Consider the following 15682-nt stretch of genomic DNA (forward strand, 5'->3'; position numbering starts at 1 on the left):
AAGCAACGTCCAGACCTCGCTCAGGCCCTCCAAGGCCCTCCAACTCCGGTCAAAGCGCATGACGCTGCGCACGGCGCCTGATGTGTGCGGACTGGATGCCCACCCGGATTGCGCAGTTTGCGCAACACGCTGAGCTGCGGCGGTGTGCGGGTCCCGGATATTGGGAACGTGGCGGCCGAGGACTGCTTGAACAGCCGGGAGGTGTGAGGTCGGCTCGGGGGGGCGGCCTGCCGGTGTGGCCACGGCGTCGAGGTCGGCCGCCGTACCATTCATGGCCATTGACACCGGACCGCACCGCAGCGGTCAGCAGCCCGCCCCCGTCGTCGGTCCTCGCCTACCACCTCGTCACCACGACCGACTCTCAGCCGATGCCGGGGGGACTTGGAGCCGACACGCAGTCGGCGACCACACACGGTCACCAACAGGCTGGACCTTAGGAGGAATTGGCGACATTCGAATACGCGACCTCACCAGTACGACGGCGCGCAGCGCGGCCTCGGCGCGGCTGGTGTAAGCCGTGCCGTGCCGCTCGCTCGATCCATGCCCGGGCGGCGGGACCGGCAAAGTGCGAGCGCTGCACGCTCTCGTGCGAGCCCGTGAGGAAGACCGCCTCGGCGAGTCCGGCGAGGGCGGCCCGGTGGGCGACAACCGTGGGGGGCGCGCTTCCCGGCACGACTCGCATCCCGCCCAGCACGCGCTGACCGCCTTGACCGCCTTGACCGCCTTGACCGCCAGGTCGTAGTTGATCTCCCAGCCCGACACGCACGGCAGCATCCCCTCCATCAGCCCGGTGCCGGGATCGGGGTGCGAGTGCCTCGCCGCCGCCGCCGACGGGCGCGGCACTCCGGTGTGCAACTTGTCCACGAGGTCCGCGGGGAGCGAGGCGCCCATCGCCCATTGTCCTGGCCGTCGGTGTCCTTCACCTTGCGGTGGAAGTGGCGCATGTACTTGTCGCACTTGGCCGCGATGATCGGGGCTTCCTCGGTGCAGTCGTCGGCCTCGATGAACAACAGCGGCAGCCCCACCTCCGGGGCGGTGAGGACGATGTCGGCCCACGCACATCCCACGCCGGAACTCTTCCACGTGCCCGTCGCCGGGAGGGCGACCTCGGTGGCCTAGGAGGTGATGCTGCCGCTCCCGTCAGGCGCGTCGACGCAGGCCTGCGCGGCCACGATGGCCCCGGGTACCGCGGTGAAGTACACAAACGCCGCACACCGGAACAGAGCGCTGCTCCGAATCCAACTGACGGGGCGGCACCGCTCACGGCTACCTGACCGAACGTGGACTTGATGCCAGGACGAGCCTCGGACATACGGGCGCCGGCCCAGGACGGCGGCTGATCGGGGGTGGCTCAGCCCAGGTAGAAGTTCTTGCGGGCGGCCACGAACGCCTCGATCGACTGAGGAGGGACGCCCGTCACGCGCTCCACGCCGTCGGTCGTGCGGTCGTAGCGGTTGTCGCGGTGCAGCTTGGCCATGGTGATGATGTGCTGGACGACGTGCGGCGGCAGGCCCAGCTTGGGGAGCTGTTCCTCCCACCTCTGCGGGGGCAGGTCTACATAGGAGACCTCGCGGCCCAGCGCCCGGGAGAATTCCGTGGCCAGTTCCGTCATGTCGACCGAGCGCGGCCCGGTCAGCTCGTAGACCTGCCCGATGTGCGGAGCTGGATCGCGGAGCACGGTGGCGAGGACCCGTGCGACATCGTCCACGGCGACCGGTGAGGTGCGTCCGGTGCCGAACGGCAGGGCGATCGTGCTGTTTTCCTTGATCGTCCGGGCTGCCAGATCGGTGAACAGCGGAGTGTCCAGGAACACCGTCGGCCGGATGTGCACCACGGGCAGGCCGGACCAGTCCAGCACCTGCTCCGCCAGCCAGTGCAGCCGTTGCTGGTGGGACTCCTCGGTGCTGGTGGCGGTCATCTGCGAGACGGTCATCTGCGACAGGTCGACCAGGGCTTCCAGCTGTCCGTACTCCCTTGCTATGGAGGCCACCATGGTGGCCGCCACCAGGTGGTGCGGCGACACAGCCATGCCGAAGTACATGCGCGTCACACCCTGCAGTGCGGCCGCCACCGTTTCGGGCCGGGTCAGGTCGCCGACGACCACCTCCGCGCCGAGCGCCCGCAGCTCGGCCGCACGCTCGTCCTCGCGGCGCACCATGAAGCGCACCGGCACGTCCTGAGCGCGCAGTTGCTCGAAGACCGTACGGCCCACGCCGCCGGCACCGGGGATGAGTACAAGGTTGTTGGTGACCATCAGTGGATCTCCTTCGTACGAGGTGAATGTCGGAGTCGAGGTGTGATCGGACCTGTCGGCGACGCGGCACGGGCTTCGCCCCCGCGAGAGCGTTCTTCGAAGGTTGTCTCGACCATCGCCTCGGGCGGTTGCGCGGGACGGCATTGGTCGGGCGGTCGCCTGCGGTGTGTCGCGGGCTGACGGGGGATCACTGTTGGGCTTCCAGGGTCTGGCGCTGGGATCCGTCGGCGCCGGCAGCCGCGGCGGCGGCCTTGCGCGGCAGAAAGACCAGCACGACGACGGCGCCGAGCAAAGCGACGGCCGCGGAACCTATGGCGGCGATGTGCATGGCGTGGATGAAGGCGTCGTTCGCGGGCCGCACCAGCGCTCGGCCAGCCGGTCCCATCTTCTCGGCGACAGCCAGGGTCGCCTGGACGGATTCACCTGCGGCGGGCCGGTCGGAGGGCGGCAACATGCCCAGGTGGCCATTGATGCCGTTGCGGTAGCTGGTGGACAGCAAGGATCCCAGCATGGCGACGCCCATGGCCCCGCCGACCTGCCGGAAGGTGTTGTTGATCGCGGATCCGGAGCCGGCCTTCTCCCGCGGCAACGACGACATGATCATGACCGTGGCAGGCGGCATCACGTGGGCCATCCCGGTGCCCATCAGGAAGAACAGCACTTCCAGCACCCAGATGGGAGTGTTCTGGCCGAGGAGCAGGAAGCCGGCGAAGGCCGCGGCGGTCAGGACCAGGCCGGTGGCACACACGGCTCGGGCACCGAAGCGGTTGACGACCAGCCGCGCGCGCGGGGCGAAGAACATCTGAGAGACGGCCAGTGGCAGCACGAGCAGGCCGGACTGCAGGACGCTGTAGCCGCGGACGCTCTGGTTGTAGAAGACGCTGAAGAACGTGACACCCATGAGGGCGAAGAAGACCAGGCCGATGGCGGCGACGGACGCGGAGAACCGCCGGTTGCGGAAGTACGTGACGTCGAGGGCCGGGTGGTCGCTGCGGGCCTCGTAGACCACGAAGCCGACGACGACCGCCAGGCCGGCGAGGATCATCGCCCAGGACTCGGGCCGGGTGAAGTCGCCGTACTGGCCGCCTTTGATGATGCCGTAGACCAGCAGTGCCAGACCGACGATCGACAGCAGCACGCCGAACGGGTCGAGCCTGCCGGGCTTGGGGTCCTTGGAGTCGGGGACGATCGCGGCCATCGCGGTCATCGCCGCGACCACGATCGGCACGTTGACCAGGAAGACCGAGCCCCACCAGAAGTGCTCCAGCAGGATGCCGCCGGTGATGGGGCCAAGAGCGATGGCGAAACCAACCACACCGGTCCAGATCCCGATGGCCTTGGGCTGCTCCTCGCGCTCGAAGACATTCATGATGATCGCGAGCGTGGCGGGCAGGATGAACGCGCCGCCGAAGCCCATCACGGCCCGGAAGACTATGAGCTGCCCGGAGGACTCCGACATCGCGGAGAGCACGGAGCCCACGCCGAACACCAGCATGCCGAAGAGCAGCACCTTCTTGCGGCCGAGGCGGTCACCGAGCAGGCCCGCGGTGAACAGCAGTCCGGCGAAGACCAGCGTGTAGGAGTTCACCGCCCACTCCAACTGGCTCTGGGTGGACCCGAGACCGGTGGGAGCGGGCTGGGCGATGGTCTTCATCGCCACGTTGAGGATCGAGTTGTCCAGCATCACCACCAGGAGGCTGAACAGGAGCACGGTCAAGATCGCCCAGCGTCGGCGGTGGACCGCCTCGGGAACCCTTCTTCCCTGGCTCGGCGGCACGGGCGGCGTGGACGCGGCGGGCGTCGAGGACTTGGTGGGGCCGGGCGGTGAGGACACAGGAGTTCTCCAGTGCTGTCAGTGATGATGCGATTTCGGAGCGGAGCACGCGGGCCTCGGACGATGGAGGCGGTGCCAGGCCCTACTCGGCCCGGCGGGCGATCCGGCCAATTAGATTTCGTATGCCATCTAAACAAGAGGTACGATAGATGTCAATCGACATCCATCAGAGGAGAGTGATCCCATGGGGCGCGTGTCCCAGGCACAGGCACAGGAAAACCGGCAGCGCGTCGTCGCCACCGCCTCCCGGATGTTCCGCGAGAAGGGCACCGCGGTGAGCGTCGCCGATCTGATGAAGGCCGCCGGGCTCACTCACGGCGGGTTCTACAAGCAGTTCGCATCGAAGGAAGACCTCGTCGATGAGGCCATCACTCACGCCTTCGAGAATCCGGCGCCCTACTCTGCGGCCGCAGCGGTCACGCCGGAGGAAGGTGAGGACCACGAGGCCGCCCGCCAGGCGATGATCGACGACTATCTCTCGATCTGGCACCGCGATCACGCTGCGGAAGGCTGCCCGGTCTCCGGATTCGCCGCCGACCTCGGGCGCGAGCCCGACCAGGCCGCCGGCTCTCGCGAGATCTACGTCAACGGGGTACGGAACCGCGCCGCCCGGCTGGCCACCGGCGACGACGACGGCCTGGCCCAGTTCTGCACGCTGGTCGGCGCCCTCGCCCTCGCCCGCGCAACCCGCGGCAACCCGCTCTCCGAAGAACTGCTGCAGGCCGCGCGAACAGCTCTGACCGAGATTGACACCAGGGAATCCGAAAGGCCAGGTTCGGGGGCCAGCTCTCCTGCCACCACCGGTTGACGATCCGGGCGTCGGCGCCGGCGTCCCGCTCTCCGACAAAGCGCCCCGCCGATGAGGTCGAGCCGGCTGTGCGAATCGACGGGGTGGGCGGCTCTCGACAAGCAGGGCGAGCGCACCGGCGATCTCGGTGAACTGCTCTACTCGTAGAAGGCCGGATCAAACGGAGAAGTGAGCAGACCGGCCGTTCTCAGAGGTCCCCATCAGGAATACCGCAACTCGCGAGCAGTCCAGGTGGCGATCCCGGTACAGGGTGCAGAACGCCTCAAAGTCACTCTGGGACATGGACTCCGCCCAGCGCCTGGGTTCGCCCCTGCCCAGCTCCGAGGACGCGGTCCTGGCCCTCTCCTTCAGTCCCGACGGCCGGACGCTGCAGGTCGCGGGTGAGCACGTACCGCTGCGCACATACGCCGTGGACCCGGACCGCATCGTCGCCATCGTGTGCCGACGGGCTGGCGGAGGACTGACACACGACCAGTGGGAGACCTACCTCCCCGAGCTGCCGTACCAGCACGTGTGCTGATCACGTGTGATCGTCCAGCGTTGTTTGCGAGCGGCCGCGAAGAGGAAGCAGGTCCCGCGCCCGGCGATGCGCGTCAGACTCCGAGTGCGGGACACCACACATTGCGAGCCAGTCCCGCGTTTGATCATCGATTGTAACGGCGAGCCCCACCAGTTGGGCGTTTGGTCGAGGCTTCGGCGTTCAGCGTGGTCGATGAGGGCGGCGCGCCGTGCACCACGGCTGCCCTGCTTGCACCGCCGAGTTCAACGGCCCGTGAATTGAATGGGCAGCCTCTCGGCAACGGGTGAAACGAGGGCCGCGCCATCGTACGGGGGGACCGGTACCCGGGCGAGGTGATCTCCCGCTGCGTGTGGCTGTACTTCCGCTTCCCTCTGTCCTACCGCGAGGTCGAGGAGCTGATGCTCCAGCCAGGCGTCATCGTCTCCTACGAGACCATCCGCCGCGGGTGCGCCAAGTTCGGCCAGACATACGCGAACGGACTGCGCCGCCGCCGGCTCCGGCCCGGCGGCAAGTGGCACCTGAACGAGGTGTACGTCAGGACCAACGGGGAGCTGAAGTACCCGTGGCGGGCCGTCGACCAGGACGGCAACGTACTCGACATCCTCGTCCGGATCCGGCGGGACAAGGCCGCCGCCCGACGCTTCTTCCGCCGTGGTGACGTGACATCACCCCTCGCCGCCACCTTGGGCATCCCGGCCCTGACCGACCTCGGCCACGAGAACGCTGGCCCTGGCTTCCGTCACCCCGCCAAGAAGCCTCAGGGACGCGAACTCGACCTCAAGCAGAAGGCGTTCAACAAGGTGATCCGCGGCATCCACGGCGTCGCCGAACGCGCTCCCTGCTCCAGATGGAGCACGGCCGCACCACCTGAACGAAGATCACGAACCGTCGCGAGACGTTACCGACGAAGGTTCAATCGCTGGACGGCGAAAAGTTCCAGGTGCGCGCAGTTCGGGCAGCGGAAGGCATCGATCTGCCATTGCGGCAGGCCCCGCGTCTTAGCTATGCCCATTATGCCCCGATCAAGGAGGCTTCCGAACCATCGCGCGTACCCGCGGGAACCCTGACCACTGTCACTAACAAAGCCCTGCTCAAGCCCGACCTGACCGCATTGAGTGCACCGCATGGCGTTCATCGAGGGAGTATAAGTGGGGGCTGGTGGTTGGTGCTGGTGAGTTTCGTGTATACAGCTGTCGCGAGTTCCCCAGGTCGCCGCGTCCATTAGCTGTGACGTTCGTTCTTGATCGGCGGGTGCAGCGTCGACGGATGAACCGAGCTCGCCGGTCTCCGTAGTGGCGGCCCGGGACGCTCGGGCCGACGAGCTCCCCGGCGGGGTTGCGGGCCAGGCGTCACTACTCGCGACGTACTCGGCGGTCTCCCGACGGACATTGAGCACCGCCGCCCAGGTGACACAGGTCAACGCGTGAAGCCTCCACGCCTGACGCCGGGTCACCATGCCGCCGTCCAGCGGGTCGTCACGCACTGCAACCTTCAGGTTGCCGAGAAGACCTCAGTGCCCCTCCGGTTGCAGTGCCCCGATTCGGGTTCTTTACTGGTAGGTACAAATCCGACTATGTCGTGCGGTCTGTGAGGTGGCGTGGCGGAGTACTCCGTCGTCGGCGACGGCGTCACAAGGCGAACGTGCATGCGTTGCCGCGTGTCGGGGTGCTGTGCTTTCTCCAGCTCTCCGGGTGAGCCACATCGAGGAAGGAGTGGACATCCTGGGACAGCTTGATGGCAAGGTCAGTTTGGTGGCTGCTCGACCGGGATCGGTCCGGCTGTAGCCCGTCGGTTCGTCGCCGAGGGCTCCACCGCGTACCGCACGGGCCGGAGCAGAACCGAGCTGGATACAGCCGTGGAAATCCTCGGGGACCGGGCCATCGACATCCACAGGCGATGTCTCGAATTTCGACGAGGCGACGAAGCGAGGAGTCGTGTCCCATGCTCGCCATTCACCTCACGCAGTTCGGGGAGCCGGAGAAGAGCCTGGAGGTGGTGGACGTGCCCGAGCCCCCGGCTCCCACCGCCGGACAGACGCTGGTCCAGGTCGAGTATGCCCCGCTCGACCACCATGACCTTCTCCTGGCGCAAGGTATCTACCCCGTACGTCCTGAGCTGCCGACCACTATTGGAAACGAGGGTGTCGGGACGGTCGTGTCCGTAGGGCCCGGCGTCACGGAGGTGCGTTCCGGCGAGAGGGTCCTGCTTCCCTTCGGCGTCTTTTCCTGGTCCGAGCGGGTCGTGGCCAAGGCAGCAGACCTGACCGTCGTGGACAAGTCCATCAGTCTTGAACAGGCAGCGATGCTCACCATCAATCCCGTCAGCGCGGGGCTCCTGGTCAGCCTGCGTGACCTTCCGGCCGGTTCCTGGATGGTGCAGAACGCCGCCAACAGCGGGGTAGGCCGGTCCGTCATTGTGTTCGCCAAGGAACGAGGGCTGCGCACGATCAACATCGTGCGCCGCACGGAACTCATGAGCGAACTCCATGACCTCGGCGCCGACATCGTGGTGGTCGACTCCGCGGACGTCGGCGCGCGCGTGCGGGAAGCCATCGGATCCGATCCGGTGCTCCTCGGCCTTGACGGTGTCAGCGGAGCGGCGACTGCGCTGTTGTTGGACGTACTGACCGACGGCGCCCTGCTGGCGATCTACGGGTATTTGAGCGGCCAGCCGTTCACGCCCGATCCTGACGTGTTGAGGACGAAGAACATCACCACGACGGAATTCTGGATGTACCAGGACGAGTTTCTTCCCCGGCTTCCGGCTTTGAACGCGGAGTCCGCGCGGCTGGTCTCCGAGGGAAGACTCGTCCTGCCCTCCGCGCCCGTCTACAAGGCGGCGGACTTTCTCGAGGCGCTCGCGTACTTCCGAGAGAACGGCAAGGTCCTCCTGGACTTCAACCCGCATCGCGCGTAGGCACCGTCGCACCTGCGGCTGAAGCCGGGACCACGCCGGAAGAAAGCGGTCGGCCCCGATCACACCGCCGCTGCCGGGGCGCCGCCACGGCCCCGCATACGATCAAGGAGGGGCAGCATGGCCGCACACAGCACCATCGGCATTGTCGGCGCGGGAGAGATCGGCCGGGCCGTCGCCGACAAGGCCGTCCGTCACGGACATGAGGTACTCATCGGCAACAGCCGGGGCCCGGAGACACTCAAGGCAGTCGTGGAGCAGCTGGGGCCGAAGGCCCACGCCGTGACAGCAAAGGTGGCGGCGCAGCCGGACCTCATCTTCCTCGCGGTGCCGTTCCCCGCAGTGCCGGACCTGACCAGCCTTACCGACTGGTCCGGGAAGATCGTCGTCGACACGACGAATCAGTTCGCCGAGGCCAACCCCTGGCGGGGCCGGTACGACGTCGGTGACCTCACGGGCAGCGAATGGGTCGCCGAGCGCCTTCCCGGAGCGCGGATCGTGAAGGCGTTCAACAGCCTGTTCGCCGCATTCATCGCCGCGGACCCCCAGCACGAGGAAGGCCGCCAAGTGGTCTTCTACGCGGGCGACGACGCCGACGCGAAGGCGGCCGTGACTGCTTTGCTGGACCAGTTCGGATTCGCCGCCCTGGACCTTGGCGGTCTGCGGGAGGGCGGCCGGCTGATGCAGCTCGACGGCCCGCTCAGCGCACGGCACTTCCTGCTTCAGGATGCCGGCTGACGACCCAGACCTCGCTCACCCCCGGCCACGCACGCCGAACACACAGGAGGAGCGTCATGAGCCGTCGTGTCGTCTACACCCGCGGCGGGTCGCCCGCCCATGTCCTGACCGTCATCGAGGAGCCCCAGCCGGCAGCGCCCCAGACCGGTCAAGTACTCGTCCGCGTCACCGCGTTCCCCGTTCACCCCGGCGATCTCCAAGCCGTCGAGGCATATCCAGGCGACAGCGGACAACCCGTCCCAGCCGGTGTCGAGGCCACTGGCGTGGTGGAGGCCATCGGCCCGGGCACCCCGGTGGCGCCGGGGGTCGAGCCCGGCGCGCGGGTGACGGTCTTCCCGCACCCGGGCGCCTGGTCCCAGCGGATCGTGGCGGCCGCCCAGGCGGTGGTCGCCGTACCGGCAGGGGTGTCGGACGAGGTCGCCGCGCAGATGCTGGTGAACCCGATCACCGCCGTGATGCTGCGCCGCGAGGCGGAGGCGCGCGCGTCCATCGGGTACGACGGTGTGCTGCTGCAGACTGCCGCCGGTTCGTCGGTCGGACGTCTGCTGACCGCCGTGAGCCTGGCCCACAACATCTCGCTCGTCAACGTCGTCCGCAGCGAACGTGGTGCAGCGGAACTGCGTGACCGCTTCCCGGATGTGCCGGTGGTGACGACGGACCATGCAGGCTGGACCGACGACGTCCGCGGCGCGGCCCACGGCCGTCCGGTGAGCGTGGCACTCGATCCCATCGGCGGGAAACTCGCCGAGAGCCTTGTGGACCTCCTCGCGCCGGGCGGAACACTCGTCTGCTACGGGCAGATGGCCGCGGAGCCGATCTCGCTGCCGGCGTCGACGCTGCTGCACAAATCGCTGACGCTGCGCGGCAAGACCGTCGGCCACTGGATCTCGGACACCTCCCTCGACAGGCAGGCATCCGATGTCGCCGCCGCGAAGCTGATCGCGATGGCGGCCAAGGACCAGTTCGACGTAGCCGGCACCTATGGTCTTGGTGACCTGGCAGAGGCCGTGGAACACGCGCAACGGCCCGGCAAGGTCGGCACCGTCCTCATCCGCCCCTGGTAGGCGCCCCTGTGCTGCTGCTGATCGTCCTGTTCGTAAGCGACTTGCACACGATGGCCAGGCGGCGCCCGCGACGCCTGGCGGGGCAAGACCCCCCGTCGTGCGGCCCTGGCCCTGAACCCCAAGGGCCGTCCACGTGAGGACCGGGTCACGGCGCTGAACGGCCCTTCTGCCGATCCGGCGCCCGCTCGTTCGTCGAAGCGCGGGGCAGAAGGGCCAGAGCCTGCTTGGCAGCCCCGATGACAACCTCCGATGCGGCTCCCGCCCTGCCCAGGGACTCCAGTCCTCGCAGTACAGCAAGGAGAAGGCTTGCGAGCCCTTCCGTGTCCGCGTCGGCATCCAGCGAGCCCTCCTCTTGGGCCCGGGCGATACAGTCCGACAGCTCGCCGTACAGCCCGCGGACGGTGGCAGCAGTCCGCTCGGCAACGCTCTTGTCGACTGCGGCGAGCTCCGTGGCGCTCCTGGCCATCATGCAGCCGCGCCGCTCCACGTCCCTGCTGATCGCTTCGGAAATGTCGCGTACGAGGTGTTCCAGCCGAGGCAGGGCCGGTCCCGGGCCGCGCAGAGCCGAACGCCAGGCTTCGATCGCGTCACTGTTGTAGCTGTCCAGAGCCTGCAGAAACAGGGCGTGTTTGTCTCCGAAGGCCCCGTACAGACTTCCGCGTCCCAAGCCTGTGACGGCGCTCAGATCGTCGATGGAGGTTCGGTCGTAACCGTGGGACCAGAACTGGTCGCGAGCAGCCCGCACAACCTCCTCGTCGTCAAACTGCCGAGGCCGGGCCATGAGAAAACTGTACGCCGTGTGTGGGGCATTACGGGGAGAAGGCAGGGCAGTACGAGCCTTTTTCGAGGCTTGCGACACCGGCTCGCCCGACGGCCCAGCTTGTGCCCGCCCCGCTCGCCCTCAGAAGGGCACCCCGGGAACCCCTATGACCCGATGAACGGAAGAAACGGCGGAGGTCCCTTCGCCGACCGCGGCGGCCACACGCTTGATTGACCCATGCCGTACATCGCCTGCGGCAAAGACGCGGGGAATACTCGTTTCAAAGGGAAGAGGGGGGCGCTGCAGTTCCTGCCAGGACGGTCCCAGATCTTTGTCGGCAATGTACACATCGGTATATATGAATCCGTCCTTGTCGGCTGCGCAGGCCAAATTCAGCCAATCGGTTGCCGGTTTTGCACCTATGAAACAGAAAAGCCCGCCACATCTCAGCAGAGATTCGACGCCAGTGGCGGAATTTCTGATCGTGATGGCCTCCAGAGAGTCTTCCCCTTCGAGTGCTGTCACTTCGCTCGACGTGTGCACGGTAACGCGCGGATCCGTTAGGAGGCGGCGAACAAGATAGGAAGACATGCGAGCCCCTATGTTGTCGCGGCGCAGGATGATGTTCACTGCAATTGATTTACCGGCCAGGAACAGAGCCGCTTGGCCTGCAGAGTTCGCCCCTCCCAGCACGGCCACCGATCTGCCTGCGCAAGAACGGACTTCCAGCTCAGTCGCAGCGTAATAAATTCCCGCACCTTCGAAGTGTTTCCAGCGGGCGATTGGAAGGGACTGATAGCGGGCGCCGGTGGCGATAATCGCGGCGCGCGCAAGAATATCCGTGCCGTCGGACAGAGAAATCTGTATCCGGCCGGCAAGGGGCTGGAGACCTACGGCACGCGAAGGCGAGTAGAGGCGAGATCCAAATTTCAGCGCCTGCACGGCGGCAAGGCGGGTCAGTTCTGCACCGCTGATTCCGTTAGGAAATCCCAAGTAGTTCTCGATGCGGGAACTTGCTGCTGCCTGCCCTCCAGGACCCACGGCGTCAAGCAGGACAGTTCCGAGTCCTTCTGATGATCCATACACCGCGGCACCCAGCCCGGCAGGGCCACCCCCGATGACAGCGAGGTCTATCTCTTCATCCTTGATTCTTTCATGTGACAGTCCCAGATTCATCGCGAGGCTTCCGGGTGTGGCGTTGCGCAGCGAGCGCCCCGGAAGGAGAACGGCAGGCAAATCACCTGCGGTGAGCGAAGCAAGACCCATCAGCAGCAATCCGTCGGGGCTTGCGTCGTCCATCCAGCGATACGGAAGTGCCATGTGTTCAAGGTACGACCGCAGCGCCATGCACTCGGCAGAGGAAGAGCCTCCGATGACCTCGATGGTATGCGAGGCAGACTCCATCAAAATCTCACGTCGAGCCCTGAACGCGGTGAGCAGGATGTCGGAGAGCGCGGTCTCGGTTTCCATCAGCAAGCGAAACCGGTCGGGTGGAATTCGATATATGAGACCACCCGTGGCGGCGCGGGCAGGGAGATACACGAACTGCCCCGTGAGAATACTGAGTTCGCCGACAAATTCCCCGGGCCCGAAGGTTACAATCACCTCCTCGGGATAGCCAGGCCCTGCCTCCCTGATGATTTCAAGCTGACCTTCATCGATTACCACCAGGTCATACTTGTCATCTCCCAGCCGGAATATGAATTGCCCTTCGGAGATGTTCTGTGGAACGCCGAACTCGAAAAGTCGGGCCAGCTGGTCTTTCTCAAGGCGAGGATAGGCTCTATCGCCCCAGATTCGGCGGCCTGGTTGTCGCGAGGGCATGATCAGCTCCCCTGGATCGAGGCATCCACACCAGCAGCCTGCCCCACGCTGCACTGACGCGCCAGCCGTGTAATGGGGACCTCCCGACCCGTGTGCACCACGGCTAGGCCGTGGCTCGGGCTACGGCGTGAGGGTCTTGAGCGCGGTCTTGGACAAACGCAGCCACTGGTCGGCATGGGTCTGGGGAACCGCTACCCAGTCCTTGAAGGGCTGATTCTTGCCGGAGGCATCGAAGAGCTCGGAGCCGGGAAGGGCCAGGGCTTTCGTGTGTGCGGGAGTGCCCTCGCCGAGCTTGAAGGCAAGGTAGTCCCCTTTCAGGCATGCGAAGGCCTTGCCGTGGACTTTGAGGGCACGTTTACCGAACAGTTTTCCAGTCGAGACTTCCAGAGGGGTGAGTTTATCGGCGACACGGTCGAAGAGTTCATCGGGGGTCATGAGCCGGTCCTGCCGTGGAGGAGATAGCTGGTTGCGGCTAAGGATCAGGCAGCCGCATAAGATCGGTCGCCTAGGAAAACCCGTGAAAAACCTCCGCCGACAGGCGGGCCAAGCCGTCTTCCGGCCTCGCTTCGCGGCCACTCCGACACGTGGCGGCCGTATTCAGACCTGGACAAGGCCGCCGTCGACGAAGAGTTCGGCACCCGTGGTGAAGGAGCTCTGGTCAGAGGCGAGAAAGACGGCCGTGGCGGCGACTTCGTCGGGGCGTCCTATCCTGCCGAGGGGAATCTCGTCGGCGAGACTGTCCGCCAGTTGCTGTTCGTCCTTTGCCGGGCTGCCCAGACCGCGGATGCCCGGGGTCTCTATCGGTCCCGGGCTGAGGGCATTGACCCGGATGCCGCGCCCCGCGAGTTCGGCGGCCCAGGTGCGGGCCAGGTTGCGGATGGCGGCCTTAGTGGCACTGTAGACCGTCATGGCCTGGACACCCATCGACGCGTTGGTGGACGACAGCACGATGACCGAGGCCCCATCCGGCAGCAACGGCAGCGCCTTCTGGACCGTGAAGATCGTCCCCTTGACGTTGATGTCGAAGGTCGAACGGTACTCCTCCTCGCTGATCTCCCCCAGCCGTGAAAGCCCGCCGCCGCCGGCGTTGGCGACGACCACATCCAGCCGTCCGCTGCCGTCCTGGATGATCGCGAAGAGGTGATCCAGATCGTCGAGATGCGAGACATCACCTTGTATGCCGATGGCCCGTCCCCCGAGGGATTCCACAGCCGCATCGAGTTCGGTCTTGCGTCGGCCTGTGAGGTACACGGTGGCGCCCTCGGCGACGAACCGACTGGCTATGGCCAGACCGATCCCGGTCGAGCCGCCAGTCACCAGACTGACCTTGCCCTCAAGCTGTCCCATGACGTCCACATCTCCCTTGCGGCAACTCAACCAGAGACCCGCTGGAAGCCCAGCGCCCTGGCACGCGGCAACTACGCCCTCACCGACGGGCGGAAGCAGCCGTCCCGCCTCACGAGCCGCACGGTTCACAGGGATTTGTACCTATTAGTAAAGAACCTGAAGCGGGGGACGGCAACCGGAGGGCGCTCGCCCCCGGAGATCGTCGCCGACGACCGCGCGCATCGACCTCTGGACCAGCCACCGGGACAAGCCCTGGCTGCCTTTCAAGCCGAGCGGTGCCGGGAGCCCGAGGTGGTCGAGGAGATCTGCGAGTTTGACGTCGAGTTCTTGTCCGATCTCGGCGCTGCCGAAACTGCCGAACTGGTCGCCCGGCCTCTCGAATTCGGAGGGTACTCCAGTGCGGTTTCGTGGTCAGGAGGGTGTTGCCTTCCTGGAGGCCGAACGCCAGGTCGGATTCCCGCCAGCTTCTGGCGCTGGTGCCAGCAATGCTCAACGCCATGAACCGACTTGAAGGAAACATGGCCTTGATCACGGGCGGCAGCCGGGGCATCGGTGCTGCTGTGGCGTTACGGCTGGCCGAAGATGGCGCCGACGTCGTCCTGACCTATGAGAACAGCGCGGAACGCGCCACCCAGGTGGTGGAACAGATCAAGGCCAGAGGGCGCCGGGCACTGGCCATCCAGGCCGACAGCGCCATCCCTGAGGCACTCACCGCCGCGGTGGACGAGGCAGCCGCAATGTTCGGCAGACTCGACATCCTGGTCAACAACGCCGGGGTCTTCCTCGTTGGCCCGCTCGAAGACCTGGGGGCGGCAGAGATCGATCGCACTCTGGCGGTGAACGTCCGGGCGCCGTTCGCGGCGTCCCAGGCGGCCGTGCGTCATATGGGCCAGGGCGGCCGCATCATCAGCATCGGCAGCAATGTCGCCGAGCGTGCGGTCTTCCCCGGACTGGCCCTGTATTCGATGAGCAAGACGGCTCTGGTCGGGATGACGAAGGGCCTGGCCCGAGAACTCGGTCCGCGTGGAGTCACCGTCAATCTGGTGCATCCCGGCCCCACTGACACTGATACCAACCCCGCTGACGGGCCGAACGCCGAGGTGATCGCCGGCTTCACGGCTGTGGGCCGCTATGCGGAAGCGGCCGAGATCGCGGCCACCGTCGCCCACCTGGCAAGTGCGGACGGCGCGTACATCACCGGGGCCTCGATCCATGTCGACGGCGGCTTCACCGCCTGACACACGAGCTCGACTTCCGTGATCGTCGGGCTCGGTGTCGACGCCGCCGGGAGATTCCTTCTGTAGTGCCCCTTTTTACGCGCCCCGGCGGCGTGCTGGTGGGCCCGGGCGATCGTGGAGTCCACGCTGACGTCCCACGTGAACAGGCCCTTCACGTCGGCCTCGGCCTGCAGCTGCTCGAAGATCCGCTTCCAGGTGCCGTCGCGCTGCCAGCGCCGGAATAGGTCGTACGCCCGGTCCCACGGCCCATACCGCCCCGCCCGTACGCGCCAGCCCGCGAGCACGGCAGTCCCCGCCCGGTCGGTGCGATGCGGGAAAGAAGAGGCTCTCAGCCGACTTGCCTCGCGACCGCTCCCCGACAAGACCGATGTAACTGTCGGGC

At 66.5% G+C, this 15682-nt stretch carries 13 protein-coding genes and 2 pseudogenes; 7 read left to right on the forward strand and 8 right to left on the reverse strand.

Translation table 11 applies throughout. The annotated features are described in order from the left end of the window. Positions 1-782 precede the first annotated feature (782 nt). From OG568_RS53210 to OG568_RS53220, 3 genes are all read right to left on the reverse strand, one after another. Complete coding sequence (locus OG568_RS53210; RefSeq protein WP_329537277.1) at positions 783-1067, reverse strand: hypothetical protein; 285 nt, start codon at positions 1065-1067, stop codon at positions 783-785. Between the two features lie 284 nt (positions 1068-1351). Further along, a complete protein-coding gene (locus tag OG568_RS53215; protein WP_329537278.1) occupies positions 1352-2254 on the reverse strand; it encodes an NmrA family NAD(P)-binding protein in 903 nt (300 codons plus the stop codon). Between the two features lie 187 nt (positions 2255-2441). Next, complete coding sequence (locus OG568_RS53220; RefSeq protein ID WP_443077943.1) at positions 2442-4088, reverse strand: MFS transporter; 1647 nt, start codon at positions 4086-4088, stop codon at positions 2442-2444. 184 nt (positions 4089-4272) lie between these two features. On the opposite strand from OG568_RS53220, the gene OG568_RS53225 reads away from it, so the two are divergent. The 6 genes and pseudogenes from OG568_RS53225 to OG568_RS53255 all read left to right on the forward strand — a co-directional run bounded on the left by OG568_RS53225 (position 4273) and on the right by OG568_RS53255 (position 10131). After that, positions 4273-4896, forward strand: coding sequence for a TetR/AcrR family transcriptional regulator (locus OG568_RS53225; RefSeq protein WP_329537279.1), 624 nt, complete (start codon positions 4273-4275; stop codon positions 4894-4896). Between the two features lie 280 nt (positions 4897-5176). Continuing rightward, positions 5177-5416: a hypothetical protein gene (locus OG568_RS53230; protein WP_329537280.1), complete on the forward strand. Its 240-nt coding sequence runs from the start codon at positions 5177-5179 to the stop codon at positions 5414-5416. Positions 5417-5718: 302 nt separating this feature from the next. Then, positions 5719-6252 (forward strand): annotated as a pseudogene (locus OG568_RS53235) (IS6 family transposase); the annotation flags it as partial. A 1105-nt stretch (positions 6253-7357) separates the two neighbouring features. Further along, positions 7358-8332 (forward strand): zinc-dependent alcohol dehydrogenase family protein, encoded by a 975-nt coding sequence (locus OG568_RS53245; protein WP_329537281.1) that lies wholly within the window; start codon positions 7358-7360, stop codon positions 8330-8332. 117 nt (positions 8333-8449) lie between these two features. Further along, complete coding sequence (locus OG568_RS53250; protein ID WP_329537282.1) at positions 8450-9067, forward strand: NADPH-dependent F420 reductase; 618 nt, start codon at positions 8450-8452, stop codon at positions 9065-9067. A gap of 56 nt (positions 9068-9123) precedes the next feature. Beyond that, positions 9124-10131, forward strand: a complete 1008-nt coding sequence (locus OG568_RS53255; RefSeq protein WP_329537283.1) for a zinc-binding dehydrogenase — start codon at positions 9124-9126, stop codon at positions 10129-10131. 145 nt (positions 10132-10276) lie between these two features. On the opposite strand, the gene OG568_RS53260 is transcribed toward OG568_RS53255, so the two are convergent. The 4 genes from OG568_RS53260 to OG568_RS53275 all read right to left on the reverse strand — a co-directional run bounded on the left by OG568_RS53260 (position 10277) and on the right by OG568_RS53275 (position 14062). Continuing rightward, positions 10277-10912, reverse strand: a complete 636-nt coding sequence (locus OG568_RS53260) for a TetR/AcrR family transcriptional regulator (RefSeq protein WP_329537285.1) — start codon at positions 10910-10912, stop codon at positions 10277-10279. Between the two features lie 120 nt (positions 10913-11032). Beyond that, positions 11033-12715, reverse strand: a complete 1683-nt coding sequence (locus tag OG568_RS53265) for an FAD-dependent oxidoreductase (protein ID WP_329537286.1) — start codon at positions 12713-12715, stop codon at positions 11033-11035. Between the two features lie 120 nt (positions 12716-12835). Continuing rightward, a complete protein-coding gene (locus tag OG568_RS53270) occupies positions 12836-13150 on the reverse strand; it encodes a hypothetical protein (protein ID WP_329537287.1) in 315 nt (104 codons plus the stop codon). Between the two features lie 162 nt (positions 13151-13312). Next, positions 13313-14062: an SDR family NAD(P)-dependent oxidoreductase gene (locus tag OG568_RS53275; RefSeq protein ID WP_329538275.1), complete on the reverse strand. Its 750-nt coding sequence runs from the start codon at positions 14060-14062 to the stop codon at positions 13313-13315. Between the two features lie 485 nt (positions 14063-14547). Here OG568_RS53275 and OG568_RS53280 point away from each other — a divergent pair, with 485 nt between their 5' ends. Next, the gene (locus OG568_RS53280) at positions 14548-15300 is read left to right on the forward strand and encodes an SDR family NAD(P)-dependent oxidoreductase (RefSeq protein WP_266419789.1); all 753 of its coding nucleotides are present in this window, start codon (positions 14548-14550) and stop codon (positions 15298-15300) included. Here OG568_RS53280 and OG568_RS53285 read toward each other — a convergent pair. Beyond that, a pseudogene (locus OG568_RS53285) lies at positions 15292-15572 on the reverse strand (IS5 family transposase); the annotation flags it as partial. The gene OG568_RS53280 and the pseudogene OG568_RS53285 sit on opposite strands and share 9 nt — an antisense overlap. Between the last annotated feature and the right edge of the window lie 110 nt (positions 15573-15682).

Source organism: Streptomyces sp. NBC_01450 (assembly GCF_036227505.1).
GTDB lineage: Bacteria > Actinomycetota > Actinomycetes > Streptomycetales > Streptomycetaceae > Streptomyces.

What these genes read in the sequence shown, in the direction of transcription:
- OG568_RS53225 (WP_329537279.1), top strand. Translation starts at nt 4,273, where the DNA reads ATGGGGCGCGTGTCCCAGGCACAGGCACAGGAAAACCGGCAGCGCGTC.
- OG568_RS53255 (WP_329537283.1), top strand. Translation starts at nt 9,124, where the DNA reads ATGAGCCGTCGTGTCGTCTACACCCGCGGCGGGTCGCCCGCCCATGTC.
- OG568_RS53245 (WP_329537281.1), top strand. Translation starts at nt 7,358, where the DNA reads ATGCTCGCCATTCACCTCACGCAGTTCGGGGAGCCGGAGAAGAGCCTG.
- OG568_RS53260 (WP_329537285.1), bottom strand. Translation starts at nt 10,912, where the DNA reads ATGGCCCGGCCTCGGCAGTTTGACGACGAGGAGGTTGTGCGGGCTGCT.
- OG568_RS53250 (WP_329537282.1), top strand. Translation starts at nt 8,450, where the DNA reads ATGGCCGCACACAGCACCATCGGCATTGTCGGCGCGGGAGAGATCGGC.
- OG568_RS53230 (WP_329537280.1), top strand. Translation starts at nt 5,177, where the DNA reads ATGGACTCCGCCCAGCGCCTGGGTTCGCCCCTGCCCAGCTCCGAGGAC.
- OG568_RS53215 (WP_329537278.1), bottom strand. Translation starts at nt 2,254, where the DNA reads ATGGTCACCAACAACCTTGTACTCATCCCCGGTGCCGGCGGCGTGGGC.
- OG568_RS53265 (WP_329537286.1), bottom strand. Translation starts at nt 12,715, where the DNA reads ATGCCCTCGCGACAACCAGGCCGCCGAATCTGGGGCGATAGAGCCTAT.
- OG568_RS53275 (WP_329538275.1), bottom strand. Translation starts at nt 14,062, where the DNA reads ATGGGACAGCTTGAGGGCAAGGTCAGTCTGGTGACTGGCGGCTCGACC.
- OG568_RS53270 (WP_329537287.1), bottom strand. Translation starts at nt 13,150, where the DNA reads ATGACCCCCGATGAACTCTTCGACCGTGTCGCCGATAAACTCACCCCT.
- OG568_RS53280 (WP_266419789.1), top strand. Translation starts at nt 14,548, where the DNA reads ATGCTCAACGCCATGAACCGACTTGAAGGAAACATGGCCTTGATCACG.